Here is a 12,670-nt window from a genome sequence, read left to right as displayed (position 1 = left end):
TACTTTAATCCCGACTCTAGAGCTAAGTCGGTGGACTCAGTGAGACGGCGCCGCTGCTGGCGTTTGTGGCGAACCAACGGCCTCGACGCGCGCCGAAATCCATTTCCGGCTGTAGGCCAGTACGCCTTGAGCGATGGACGTGGGAAAGTGGATAAAACCGTGGGGCGAGGAGGGCAGCAGGTACATTTCGACCGGGGCCGACTGCGCCCAGCGCCTGGCAATGTCGAGGGTGTCGTCGCGCAGCGGATCGAGTTCACCAGCAAACAGCAGCGCGGGCGGGAGGCCGCTGAAGTCGCCGTACAGCGGAGACAGCGATGGCTGACGGCGCTGCTCGTCGGTCAGTTCGGGTGTGAGCAAGCGTAACGCCTCGACCATGCCGGGGCCGTCCAGCACCAGCGTGTCGGCGGGCGCGCTGCGCACACTTGGCGTGCCGGTCAGGTCGTAGACGCCGTAGTACAGCAATGCGCCGCAGATTCTTTGCAGCAGATCGGGCGATTGTTTCAGCGCCAACAGTGTCGCCGCCGCCAGATGGCCGCCTGCCGATTCACCGACCACCACGACGGGCAGGCCGGCGAACTCAGCCTCTTGTAACAGCCAACGAGTGGCGTTGAGGCAATCTTCCAGCAGTCCTTCGATGGGCGTGGACACCGCCAGTCGATAATCCACCGAGACCACGGTCACCTGGCAGCTGTCGACGATGGCCGCGTTGAAGTTGTCGTCCATCTGCGCATTGCCGATCACCCAGCCGCCACCGTGAAAATCCAGCACCACGCCTTTCGCCGGGCCCTTGGGGCGGATAATCCGCACGGGCACTTTATTGATCAGTCGGCGCTCAGCTGTCAGGCCAAATTTGCGCAACACGCCGGAGCCGCCGATCTGGCTGAAACGCAACAGCGCCTGAATCAAGCGTGGCGTCAGGCGGTTGCGGATCTTGAACCGCGGCAGCCAGGCCAGCTTCCTGTTGAAGGCGCGCACCTGCGCCAACTCGCGCTCACCCTGCGGCCATGGTGTTGCACTGCCCCGATTGGCACTGGTCATCAGCGGTTCTTGATCAGGATGGAAAAGTTCAACGCCGCCGCCACGCACAGCCACGCCAGATAAGGAAACAGGATCAAGCCAGTGATCAGGTCCAGTTGTATCGCCAGCACCACCATCGCCGCGACCACCAGCCACAACACGGTGAGAATCACCATCGCCGCCAGCACCTGATGCGCGCCGAAGAACACCGGCGTCCACAGCGTGTTCAGCGCAATCTGCGCCGCCCATAGCGCCAGCACGGTCTGGCTACCGGGAATCAGGCTCAAGCGGTAACCGGCCCAGGCCAACAGTAGATAGATAATCGTCCAGGCCACCGGGAACGCCCAATTGGGCGGGGTGAAACCGGGTTTGTTCAGCCCTTCGTACCACGGCCCCGGTTTGAACATCACGCCAGTGGTTGCCGCCGCTGCGCAGGCCAGAAGAAAAATGAAGAAGGTCATCGCCAGTCCTTGGCTGAAATCAGCCGGTTGGGGGGTTAAGAAAGGGACGCCTCGGCGAGCGAAAAGTTTGCCATGAATTCCAGATTGGTCTGAGGGCGATCCAATTTGAACTAAAAACTGACCGTTGCGTCAGGATAATCAATGCCTTTTCCTACTGACGTGGATGACATCATGTACACCTATCACATCAAATATCTATTCAACGGCGAGCCTCGGACTTTTCTGCTTGAACTCAAGGAGCAGCAGTTGGCCGAGCATGAGGCTGCGATGCATCTACTGGAACTGCATCTGGGCGATGCGGAAAACGGCTTGATCATGCCTACAGCGGATTCAACGCCCGAGCAGATTCTTGAACACGCCGAGCGAGTAGGGATTACGGACATTGAGGTTGTCAGCCAGACCAATTGAAGCAGGCTGACGGCAAACCCATCGTGCGACCGAAGATGGGTTTGTCCGCGTGTTTATGCGCGCTTAAACCGGCATCGCTGCTTCCTGCGCATTGTGCTCGACCGCTTCTTTCGTGCAGTCTTGATAGAACCGTAGAAACTCCTCTGCCGGCATAGCCTTGCCAAACAGCCAGCCTTGACCAAACTGGACGCCCTGACTGCGCAGGTAATCGCGCTGCGCTTCGGTCTCAATGCCTTCAGCAACGATTTGCAGACGCAGACTCTTGGCCATTTCGATGATGTGGCCGGTCACGGTGCCGGTCGCGGCATCCTGATCGATATTGTCGACGAACGACTTGTCGATCTTCAGCACATCCAGCGGCAGTTGCTGCAAATGCTGGAGGCTGGAAAACCCGGTGCCGAAATCGTCGATGGCCGCCAGATAGCCCAGCTCGCGGGCGCGATTGACGGTGGTGCGCGCGGCGTCGATCTCGACGAAACCGCGCTCTGTTGCCTCCAGCCAAATCTGATGCTGCTGCACGTTGGCCCGGCCCAGCGCGGCCTCCAGTTTCGGCAGGAAGCGGCCGCTGCTGACGTCTTTCGCCGCCAGGTTGATTGCCACGTGCAGACTGCGTTCCTTGACCAGCAGCGAACCGAGCTCGTCCATCACGTGGTCAATCACTTGATCGGTGATCGGCAGAATCAAACCGCTGTGCTCGGCTAGTGGGATAAACGCATCGGGGCAGACCCGCGTACCGTCCGGGTGCTGCCAACGCACCAGTGCCTCAGCGCCAACGCAGGCGCCGTCGTCCAAGCGAATAATCGGTTGATAGTGAACGACGAACTCGCGATTACGCACCGCCAGTTGCAATTCGGCCAGCGGCGACAGGCGTTGGCGAGTGCGGCGCACGATCAGCAACACCAGCAGGCCGGCGAGTAAACCGCCGATGGGCAACATCAGCATTTCCCGGCGAACCAAGCCCTGCATCAACTCATGGCGTGACAGCGCGGCGATCGCCACCCAGTCGCCGCTGTGCACGAGGGTGTAGAGGTAGCCGTCGTCGAGCCCCGAGTGCGGACCAGAATGCACCCGAGCGAGAAAGTGTTCCGCGCCGGGGCGCGAGGCGCTGACCAGTTGCCCGGCAGCGGTGCCGACGGCCAGATGCAGATCCTCATCGAGCGTTACATGCAGGAACTGCTGGGGATCGACCAGCACATTGAACGCGGCGTATTGCAGCGCCATCATCGGCTTGGCCGCGACGATGCGCGACTGCACACCGAGGGATACGCGCACGCCGTCGGAGGTGATGAAGTCTTCCTGCCACGGCGCCGCATGCTGGCCGACCGTACCCCACGAACCGCAGGCGTAAATCTCTTCTTCGACGTAACCGATCGACTTCACTGACAGGGTGTTGATGGTCAGCAGTCGCATCTCGTCGATGCTCTCGGGCGTGCAGGGGGCGAGGTTCGAACCGGCGACGCTCTTCAGCGCACCGGCCGCTTCGCTGAAGGTGCCATTGGCGCGGCTGGATGCCACCGCCGCGAGGGTTTCCAGACGTTGCTGCGCAGCCGCCAGATTCAACATCCAGGCGACATAACCCATCAAAAGTACCGGAAGCAAGACACACGGAAGGCCCAGGAGAATGCTCCCCCAGACAATGCGTTTTTTGTTCATTTAGCGCCACCTTGGCCACAAGGCCTGTGACGTGCGCACAGCACGGCTGTTTTCAGCCACTGCAGAATAGCGCCGCCGGGATCGGCGGATATTGTTGTAGATCAATTATTCCAATGCCGGCCTTCAATCCCTGTGGCTTGCTCCCACAGGTTTGTGGCAAATCACAGATCTCCAGTAGCCCAAAGAACCCTGTAGGAGTGAGCCTGCTCGCGATCGGGGTCTATCTGCCACATCATTGCTAAATGACCCACCGCTATCGCGAGCAGGCTCACTCCTACAAAATTAGTGTCAAATTCAGGATATCCAACAAACCTGAGTTCCTACAGTGTCGCCGCTCAAACTCCACCATCCGACCCGATGGACAATTCACGCACCCCACGGCCCATTCGCGCAGGCATTTTCGCGCTACGCGAATTTGTCATATTTCGTGTCAATTCAGTACAGATAGTAGGCAGCTCAACGCTAACCGAAATGAGGCTGCACTGTGTTTCAACGTCTGCTGTGTTCGCTGTCCGTACTGAGCCTGTCCATCGCCGCCGCCCATGCTGCCGAGCCCGTGCTGCTCGACACTCCGCGCCTTCAGGGCATGGACAATTTTCGCGATGTTGCCGGCACCACCACCGCGTATTCCACCGCACACGATGGCACGATGCGCGCTGGCGTGTTCTACCGCGCCAACGCCGTAACTCCAACGGCCTCTGACCTGGCGACCCTCAACAGCCTCGGCATCAAAGCCGTTTACGACTTGCGCACTCCCAGCGAAATCGCCGCGACTCCCGACACAATGCTGAGCGGCGCGACCTACCAGAATATCGACATCATCGGCAGCACCACCTCCGGCTCTAACATCACTAACATCTCCTTTAAAAGCGCCGCCGACGCCATCGCCATGATGGAGCAGACCAACCGCGCCTTCGTCAGTGACGCCGGCATGCGCGGCCAGTTCGGCAAGCTGTTTAACGCACTCGCCAGCGTCGACGCCGCGCAACTGTTCCACTGCACCGCCGGCAAGGACCGCACCGGCTGGACCGCCGCCGTGTTGCAGAGCATCGCCGGGGTCGACAACGCGACCATCATGGCCAACTACCTCGCCACCAACGACTACACCGCCGCCCGCGTCGCCGCCACGCTCAAAGCGTTGCCGCCGAGCATGGCCGCCATTTACGAGCCGCTGCTCGGCGTGCAGGCCAGTTACCTGCAAGCCGGCCTCGACGAAGTCACCGCGCAATACGGCAGCATGGACAACTACCTCAAACAAGGTCTCGGTCTGTCGCAGGAAACCATTTACGTCCTGCGCGGCAAACTGGTCGAATACAACAGCCTGCCGGGTCAGGCCGGGCTGATCGGCAACGCCGCCGCCGGCGCCGAATTGCTTCGCCAATTGCAGAACACCAACCTGTCCGGCACCTACAGCGCCTACAACTACTACCTGCAATCGGCCATCGACGCCGGCACCCTCGGCGGTGTTGAATCCCAGGTCGGCGGCCAGGTGCACGCCGACGCCGCCAGCTACCTGCTGCGGCAAAACGCGATGATCGAACAAGCCGCCGCGCCATTCGCCAGCGGTACTGACCTCAAGGTCGGCCAATATCGCCTCTGGACCACCGCGCTCGCTGGCTACCTCGGCACCGACGGCTCGGCCCACGCCGAGAGCAGCAACGAACACAGCCAAGGCCTGATGGTCGGCATCACCCAGCGCTTCAGCGAACAGCTCAGCGCACGTGGCGGCTTTGGCTACAGCAAAGGCACGGTGGGCGGCGCGGGTGGCGAAGCCGACACCGACTTCACCTTCCTCAACGTCGGCGCGCGCTACGGCTTCACCAGCCTCGAACAAGGCCTGTTCCTCGACGCCAACGCCAGCGCCGGCTATGTCGACTACGACAGCAAACGCGACCTCGGCGGCGGCCTCGGCACCGCGAAGGGGGACAGCCACGGTAACCTCACTGGCGCCACGCTTGCGTTGGGCTATCGCGCCCCGGTCAACGGCATGACCGTCGAACCCAGCCTCGGTTTTCGCGTCAGCCACCTCGACCTCAACGGCTTCAAAGAGAAGGGCAGTGAACTGTCCCTCGACGTCGACGACAACAGCGCCACCCGCCGCAGCGCCGTCGCCAACCTCAACGTAGGTTTCGCCCCGGTGACGATGGGCACATGGCAACTGGTGCCCGGCGTGCAAGTGGGTTACGAACGCACACTCGGCGACAACCAGGTCGACAGCCAAAGTCACCTGCTGGGCCTGGACATCGAACAACGCGCGGCTTTTGATAATCGCGATCAGTTCAGTGGCGGTGTGAATGTGATGGCCAGCCTTGGCGCCCTGAGCCTGGGCGCAGAAGTGGGCGCCAATGGCGGCGGCGACAGCCACGGCTTCAACGGCGGCCTCAAGGCCAGTTACGCGTTCTAAAACAAGTGGTGGTCAAGGACGACCCCCATCCAACAAACACCATAGATCCCTGTGGAATGCCATCAATCTCAGGCACACCAAAAAAACTTGTGGGATGCCATCAATTCCAAAGACACCCCATAAACCAATGTGGGAGCGAGCTTGCTCGCGAAAGCGCCAGACCAGCCAACACATCGTCGACTGATACACCGCTTTCGCGAGCAAGCTCGCTCCCACAATTAGCATTTCATCTTATGAACTGATTAGTCCTGAGCCCTGAACTCCGCCGGACTCACCCCATAAGCCCCCTGAAAATACCGACAAAACCGCCCCACATTACTAAACCCAAACCGCAACGCCACCTCCGTCACCGACCCCGAATCCCGCCGTTTCAACACCTCATAAGCCCGCTCCAGCCGCACCTGCCGCTGATACGCCACAATCGACATCCCGACAAACCGCCGAAACCCCTCCTGCAACGCCCGCTGACTCACATGACTCAACCGCGCCAGATCCACACCACTAACCAATTGCTCCGGATGCGCCTGAATAAACTCCACCGCCAACTTCACATGCCGTGGCGCAACCATTGCCGTGGGCCGCCGCAACGCCTCGGAAAAGTTATGCGGCCAAGCCTCCAGCACCGCATCAACCAACATCTCGCGCAATCGCGACGGCATCAACGTCCCGCTGTTGAGCAACAGATCAAACTCCGCCCCCGTCGCCAGATCAATCAACGCCCGAATGCCCTGAAACGCTGCGGTGTTTAGATCCACGCTGGGTGCAAAAACGATCTTCTGCAGAATCGGTTTATCCAATAGCATCGACAGCCGTTCGGTGAGTTGATGACGATTGATCGACATGCCGTGATGCGCATGATCATCAACAAAGCGCATCGAACGAATATCGGCCTTATCAACCGCCAGGCCCACATGCGTCACACCGATGGACTCGGTCGCGTGGTTGAAAACGATCTTGCCCGCCGTGGGGATCACAAACGTGATCTCGTCCTGTGGATCGGGAAACGAAACGCTGAAATCGCCTTGGTAATGCATGCGCCGGAAACTGACGCCATCGTGCCGCCCGTAAACGCCGCCGATAATGATGTTCGACGGCAGCGGCGGGGAGTCGGAATAACGGTTGCCGAAGAATCGGGAGAACAGCGCGCCGAAGTCATCGGAACGGAGATTGTCGGAGCGCAGGATGATTGGCTGGCGAACGGGGGTCGGAAACACCTTGGCGGCACCTTCGGTTGGGGGCTCTAGGACTGTGGTGTAGGGCAGGGCGCCGAGGAGATTAGCAGAGGCAATATGACGCGTTTGTGACAGTCGGAAACATGTCGTTACAGCGCCGCACCACGTTTAAGCGAAGGACACTCGGCAGGCCATGGCCGACATGGCAACCTGCTCGCACTGTATTCAACGGATTATCGGAGCGGCAATGCACGCCAACACACAAACACTCCCCATCACCCTGACCCCGGAACTCGACTTCGACCAAACCGCCGCCAGCGCTTTCGGCGAATCGCTGACCAGCGAATACACCCAGGCCACGCCATTCCCGCACATCGTCATCGACAACTTCCTGCAAGCAGACGTCATCGCCAGCATCCGCGAACACTTCCCGGTCGAACCGACCGACAACGAACAGATCTACGAGCGCGGCTACAAAGGCCAACTCAAACGCCAGATCAGCCCCAACGCCTGCAGCCCGTACCTGAAGAACGTGTTCAACACCTTCAACTCCGCACCCATGCTGGAATTCCTCGAAAAACTCACCGGCATTCAAGGGCTGATTCCTGATCCCTACTTTACGGGTGGCGGATTACACGAAACCAAAACCGGCGGCTTCCTCGGCGTGCACTCGGATTTTCGACTGAACAAAAAGCTCAACGTTGAGCGTCGGTTGAACGTGATCATTTACCTGACCGAAGATTGGCAGGAGGCGTACGGCGGCAACCTGGAGCTTTGGGATGTGGGGATGAAGAAGTGTCTGAAGAAAGTGCTGCCCGTTTATAACCGGTGTGTGATTTTCAATACGGATAAGGACAGTAATCATGGACATCCGGAGCCGTTGACTACGCCGGAGCACATCACTCGGCGGTCGATTGCGCTTTATTACTACACGGCGAGTGGAGTGGGTGGGGAGCCGGGGCAGAGGAATAAAACGCACTATAAGCCGCGGCCGAAGGATCGGTGGAGTTTGAGGTATTACGTGAATAAATTGTTTAAGAAGAAGGGGTGAGGAGGCTGCGCAATCAGGGAAGCGCTCATTTACAGGTCACTTGTCCTTAAAGGTGGTTTCGGGCATGTCGAACGCAATCCATCGATATGCTCCATCAATCCATCAGGGATGTTCTGCCACATTGGATCAAGTATGAAATCAACGCCTTCACGCCTGGCCATTTTTGCTGCGGGTACAAAGTCTGCGTCACCTGCAATCAACACGATCTGATCGACCTGTTGTTTAAACGATAAAGACGCAACGTCGACACCTATCCTCATATCAACGCCTTTCTGTCGGGTCTCGATGCTTACGTCATGCTCTGTAAGGTTTGTGATCTGAATTTTTCCTTTCAGGAGCTCTGCGATCTTCAAGGGCTTGATTGTCCATTTCACATCTTTCGACAAGTGGCCGAGCCGCAATGCCATTTTGCGTTTACTACGCAGTCTTGCGTGAAGCTCCCTCCTGAATACCGCCTCTTTAGACTTGGAGAAATCCACGGCCTTCTTGGATATCGGATTGTGTTGCTTGGTATCCAGCGGAGGACAGTCATAGAAGAAGATCCGGTACAGTTCTTTCCTGTGGCGCTGAGTTAAATCCTGGTGATGGCCGAGCGGGCGACTAGCATTTTTGCTAAAGAGGTGGGCGGTTGCCCATCGATGGACAAGGTCGGCAGCACGTTCAGCATTGAACGCATTTTGAGGTTCAATCCTTCGAAAGCGCTTGATAAAAAAAGCGCCATCGACCAATACCGCTGTAGGCATGCTTTCTTCCTGATAACAAAACGCCCAAGGGTTTGGCGCGTCCTGGATGATTAGGACTGCTTACTGCCTTGGGCGGGATGGGAGCAGATTAGGTGGAGCCAACATCGACGTCAACCACACCTTTTCGGTTTGAACAACTTTGGTTGGATCTTGTATGCCTGACGCTTTTTGCTGGAAGGCAGTGACGGGGGAAACAATAAAGCTCCGGGGGGAAGCCTACAAGCCGGCTACTTCCGCAAATTCTGTAGGCAAAAGCGCGGCTCGTTGTAGCCCCAATGTGGTGGAAAAAAGACATTTTTGAATTTTCATTCTTGCCTGTACGGGGCAGTCATATTGATGCATATCGATTGCCGATCTAGGCAGTAGAAAAGAGAAAAAAGGGACGGATTTATTTGCAGTCTTGGTGGGCATGTCTGATCAACCTCCATGACGGCATCCCACCCGTCATGGAGGAATTTTCGCTACTCCACCGGCACCACGTTATCCAACGCCCGATTCACCGCCAATTCCCCAAGCATTACTACCTGCGCAATGCCTTGCAGCGTCTTGCGTGCCGGCCCCTGCACCAGCCCGATCACATCCCCAAGCATCACCGAGGCCGAGCCGAGTGATTCGCTGGCATTCACCAGCAATTCCTCAGTCTTGGTATTCGGGTTGGCGATAAACATCTTGTTGGTTTGGTACGGGGTGAGCATGATTTCCGGGGCGGGGCCGAGGTAATGGGAGAGGGCGCGGTCGACGGCTTCGTTGAATTTCCTGGCGTCGGGGGATTCGTCGCCCGAAATTGGATCGGTTTCTGGCGGATTCGGTGTGATTTTGAACATGATGTAACTCCCTTGTGTCGCTTAAAAGGAGCCATCACCCTCTCGCTACCAAACGATGGGTGGCGGCCATGCACAGGTTGGTAGACCGGGACACAAGGAAAACCGGCGCGCTCGAAAGCGCCCTGCGCATGACCACCATAAAAGCCAGGCGAAGACTTTCGCCAATAGTGAAATTGCGCACCTTGTATACACGGGCTACCAAACCCGATCACTGCTATTCAGTGACCGACCCACGATAGAACCCGCCCACCCGGCGCACAAGCCGGCGGATTCTGGCGTAGTCGTAGGTAACGGCGCAAGGCGTTGTAGCCTGCCGGACGTATCTCGGAACGTTTTTAAACCGGTCGTTGAAATGCCAGGCGTGTGAGGCCTGGCATCCTTAAACAGCGTCGATCATCAACGCGTATCATCCCTCGGTTTTACTTACACACGGCGTCCGCCACGCGATAACCGTCGACCATCGGTGCTTTGCTTACATCCAGTTCGATGCGGCAGCTCTGTTCGGCTTTTTCGCCCCATTTCATTTGGTAAACCTTGCCTTCACCCACCGACAACAACACTTGACCGGCCTGGCCGACGACGCCGGCGCTGGTGCCTTTTTCGTTGGTGATGGTGGTGCCGAACGGCGGTTGTTTGCCGTCCTTGAGGCGGACGTTGAGCAGGGCTTTTTCCGAGCGGCTGGCGGCGAAGCTGGCTTTGACCACGGCGCCGCGACGCGGTACGACGTTGGTCACGCCTTCTTCGATGTCGATGTTGTTGTCCAACTCGCCGGTATCGAGGGCCACGCGGTTTTTGCGGTACGGCGTGACGTACGGCACGAGGGCGTAACCCTTGGCGTTGGTCAGGGTGCCGGGAGCGTTGAGAACGCCGACGTCCGGGGTGTCTTTGACTTCGACCAGGGCCACGGTTTCGCCGAGGGTCTGGCCGAACTCGAGGCCGTCGCTGTGGCCGAGCACGGATCCGGCGGCGCTCACCGAGGTCTGGCGGTAGCCGCTGCCGACGCTGACGCCCGCGCCGAGTTGGGCGAACGGTGCGCGGTAGCCGATCAGGGCGGAACCGTTGTTGCCGCCGTTGTCGGAGCGGTTAGCGTTGACGTTGTAGTTGAGGTTGCCGTCGCGACCGCTCAGGCCGGCGCGCTGGTCGAGGCTGCCGTCGTTGTTGCGCGTGACGGTGTAAGTGCCGGTGCTGCGCGTCTGGCCGATGGGCATCGATACGCTGAACACCACTTGATTGTTCTGGCCGAAGTTGTCGGTCAGGGTCTTGCTGGCGTAGATGCCGTAAGTCACGCCTTTGTGTTGGGTGTTGAAACCCAGTTGCATCTGTTTGTCTTCTCGCGAGGTGCCCCAATAGTTCTGCTTGCTCATGTTCAGGTAGAACGAGCCGTAGCTGTCGAGGGCCTGGTTGATGCTGGCTTCGACTTTGCTGCGTTTGGAGAACGTGTTGAATTCATTCGGCTCTTGCAGACGCACCGCTTCATCAAAGTCGCGATAGCCTTCGGTGGAATAGCGATACCCGGCGAAGCGTACCGAGGTGCCAGTCTCGAAGGCCTTGCCGTAACGCACGCCAAAACTCTGGCCTTTCTCTTTACCGGCCGCGACCCCGGAACCGCTCGGCACATCGGTCTGGGCCTGGGTCACGTCCAACGACACGGCGCCCAGACTGCCAAGGCTTTTGCCCACGCCGACGACGCCGGCGCGATAGAAGTCGGCGCCCAACAGGCCGCCATACAACGTCAGGTCGAACGGCAAACCGTACGCCAGCGACGCCTGGGCGAAGACCGGACGCTGGCCGCCGTCGACGGCGTTGTACTCACCGGCGGTGGCGCTGTAGCGCCAGGTTTTCTCCCGCAGCATGTTGGCCAGCGTGGCGTACGGCTGGGTGAAGCGCCGCTCGCGGCCGTCGGCTTCGGTGATGATCACTTCCAGGTCGCCACTGCCCGATGCCGCGTTGAGGTCGTCGATTTCGAACGCGCCGGGCGCTACGTACGTGGTGTACAGCGAGTAACCGTTCTGGCGCACTTCGACTTTGGCCTGGGTTTCGGCGATGCCGCGAATGATCGGCGCATAACCCTGCATCGAGTCCGGCAGCATGCCCATGTCAGACGCCACCTGGGCGCCGCGAAACGGAATGCTGTCGAATACGTCGCCCGGGGTGAAGCTTTCGCCGAGGGTCAGCGTGCCTTTGATCGCGGTCAGATCGCGCTGCGCGTAGGTGTTGCTGCGCTGCCAGTCCTGCTGGCCATCTTCATCCTGACGAAAGGAGGAGCTGGAGCGAAAACGCCAGTCGCCGAGGTTGAATCCGCCGTTGGCGTAGAGGTTGTACTGCGTGCCGTTGCCTCGGGCGTCAGACTGCGTGTTGGCCGCCGAGAACTGATAGTTGAGCATCGCCGCGTTGATCCCGCGGTCCCATTCCTCGGGGGCGACATAACCGGCGGCATCGCGGCGCAGGGCGATCTGCGGCACGCTGATGTCGAGGGTCAGACGCCCGGCATCGAAACTCACCGAGGCGCCTTCGATCAATTCGGCAAGGTCGATGCACGCGGGGAATGTTTCACCCGGGGTCAGGAATGCATCGACCTTGACCCCCAGTTCCTTGAGAAACGCCTCGGACAGGCAGGCGCGCACTTCAGCACTTTTTGCGTCCTTGGCGAAGGTCATGTCGCGGCGGTCGAAAAAGCTCTGGTTCAGCCGGATCACCACCGGATAGGTGCCGGGGCCGATGCTGCCGCTGTTAGCGATGGCGTCCAGATCGAGGTTGGGCCCGGCGCTGGCGCCACCGAAGGGTTGCATGAAGCTGGCATCAAACTTCGCCGGTTCATCTGCGCTTACCGAGCTGCCCATCAGCGCCGCGAGGATGGCGACCGACAGATGCAATGGAACAAAAGGCGCGGACTGACGATGACGGTTCAGGGCTTCGATTCGCATGACAATACTCAAC

10 protein-coding genes are annotated in these 12,670 nt (G+C 59.2%); 3 read left to right on the top strand and 7 right to left on the bottom strand.

Features of this window, described 5'->3' with window-relative positions:
- Positions 1 to 36: 36 nt before the first annotated feature.
- Positions 37 to 1,038 carry an alpha/beta hydrolase gene (locus tag H8F23_RS09695; RefSeq protein WP_194934198.1) on the bottom strand — a complete coding sequence of 334 codons (1,002 nt, stop codon included), beginning with the start codon at positions 1,036 to 1,038 and terminating at the stop codon, positions 37 to 39.
- Positions 1,038 to 1,478 carry a tryptophan-rich sensory protein TspO gene (gene tspO, locus H8F23_RS09690; protein WP_007916213.1) on the bottom strand — a complete coding sequence of 147 codons (441 nt, stop codon included), beginning with the start codon at positions 1,476 to 1,478 and terminating at the stop codon, positions 1,038 to 1,040. The genes H8F23_RS09695 and tspO overlap by 1 nt, the downstream gene beginning before the upstream one ends.
- Before the next feature lie 141 nt (positions 1,479 to 1,619).
- Here tspO and H8F23_RS09685 point away from each other — a divergent pair, with 141 nt between their 5' ends.
- Entirely contained in the window at positions 1,620 to 1,886 is a 267-nt protein-coding gene (locus tag H8F23_RS09685; protein WP_194934197.1) for a hypothetical protein, read from the top strand.
- A 63-nt stretch (positions 1,887 to 1,949) separates the two neighbouring features.
- On the opposite strand, the gene H8F23_RS09680 is transcribed toward H8F23_RS09685, so the two are convergent.
- A complete protein-coding gene (locus H8F23_RS09680) occupies positions 1,950 to 3,467 on the bottom strand; it encodes an EAL domain-containing protein (protein ID WP_228759182.1) in 1,518 nt (505 codons plus the stop codon).
- 556 nt (positions 3,468 to 4,023) lie between these two features.
- On the opposite strand from H8F23_RS09680, the gene H8F23_RS09675 reads away from it, so the two are divergent.
- Complete coding sequence (locus H8F23_RS09675) at positions 4,024 to 5,943, top strand: tyrosine-protein phosphatase (RefSeq protein ID WP_194934195.1); 1,920 nt, start codon at positions 4,024 to 4,026, stop codon at positions 5,941 to 5,943.
- 242 nt (positions 5,944 to 6,185) lie between these two features.
- On the opposite strand, the gene H8F23_RS09670 is transcribed toward H8F23_RS09675, so the two are convergent.
- Positions 6,186 to 7,157, bottom strand: coding sequence for an AraC family transcriptional regulator (locus H8F23_RS09670; protein WP_194934194.1), 972 nt, complete (start codon positions 7,155 to 7,157; stop codon positions 6,186 to 6,188).
- Between the two features lie 205 nt (positions 7,158 to 7,362).
- On the opposite strand from H8F23_RS09670, the gene H8F23_RS09665 reads away from it, so the two are divergent.
- Positions 7,363 to 8,166, top strand: a complete 804-nt coding sequence (locus H8F23_RS09665; RefSeq protein WP_194934416.1) for a 2OG-Fe(II) oxygenase — start codon at positions 7,363 to 7,365, stop codon at positions 8,164 to 8,166.
- A 29-nt stretch (positions 8,167 to 8,195) separates the two neighbouring features.
- Here the strand turns inward: H8F23_RS09665 and H8F23_RS09660 are convergent, their stop codons facing one another.
- From H8F23_RS09660 to H8F23_RS09650, 3 genes are all read right to left on the bottom strand, one after another.
- Entirely contained in the window at positions 8,196 to 8,909 is a 714-nt protein-coding gene (locus H8F23_RS09660; RefSeq protein WP_194934193.1) for an NYN domain-containing protein, read from the bottom strand.
- A gap of 461 nt (positions 8,910 to 9,370) precedes the next feature.
- Positions 9,371 to 9,733: a DUF6124 family protein gene (locus H8F23_RS09655; RefSeq protein ID WP_194934192.1), complete on the bottom strand. Its 363-nt coding sequence runs from the start codon at positions 9,731 to 9,733 to the stop codon at positions 9,371 to 9,373.
- A gap of 419 nt (positions 9,734 to 10,152) precedes the next feature.
- Positions 10,153 to 12,657, bottom strand: coding sequence for a fimbria/pilus outer membrane usher protein (locus H8F23_RS09650; RefSeq protein ID WP_194934191.1), 2,505 nt, complete (start codon positions 12,655 to 12,657; stop codon positions 10,153 to 10,155).
- Positions 12,658 to 12,670 lie beyond the last annotated feature (13 nt).

This window comes from Pseudomonas neuropathica (assembly GCF_015461835.1).
Taxonomy (GTDB): domain Bacteria; phylum Pseudomonadota; class Gammaproteobacteria; order Pseudomonadales; family Pseudomonadaceae; genus Aquipseudomonas; species Aquipseudomonas neuropathica.
Note: the sequence above shows the minus strand (reverse complement) of the source record. Positions and strands in the feature narration are given on the sequence as shown.

What these genes read in the sequence shown, in the direction of transcription:
- H8F23_RS09665 (WP_194934416.1), top strand. Translation starts at nt 7,363, where the DNA reads ATGCACGCCAACACACAAACACTCCCCATCACCCTGACCCCGGAACTC.
- H8F23_RS09660 (WP_194934193.1), bottom strand. Translation starts at nt 8,909, where the DNA reads ATGCCTACAGCGGTATTGGTCGATGGCGCTTTTTTTATCAAGCGCTTT.
- tspO (WP_007916213.1), bottom strand. Translation starts at nt 1,478, where the DNA reads ATGACCTTCTTCATTTTTCTTCTGGCCTGCGCAGCGGCGGCAACCACT.
- H8F23_RS09680 (WP_228759182.1), bottom strand. Translation starts at nt 3,467, where the DNA reads ATGGGTTATGTCGCCTGGATGTTGAATCTGGCGGCTGCGCAGCAACGT.
- H8F23_RS09650 (WP_194934191.1), bottom strand. Translation starts at nt 12,657, where the DNA reads ATGCGAATCGAAGCCCTGAACCGTCATCGTCAGTCCGCGCCTTTTGTT.
- H8F23_RS09685 (WP_194934197.1), top strand. Translation starts at nt 1,620, where the DNA reads ATGCCTTTTCCTACTGACGTGGATGACATCATGTACACCTATCACATC.
- H8F23_RS09695 (WP_194934198.1), bottom strand. Translation starts at nt 1,038, where the DNA reads ATGACCAGTGCCAATCGGGGCAGTGCAACACCATGGCCGCAGGGTGAG.
- H8F23_RS09655 (WP_194934192.1), bottom strand. Translation starts at nt 9,733, where the DNA reads ATGTTCAAAATCACACCGAATCCGCCAGAAACCGATCCAATTTCGGGC.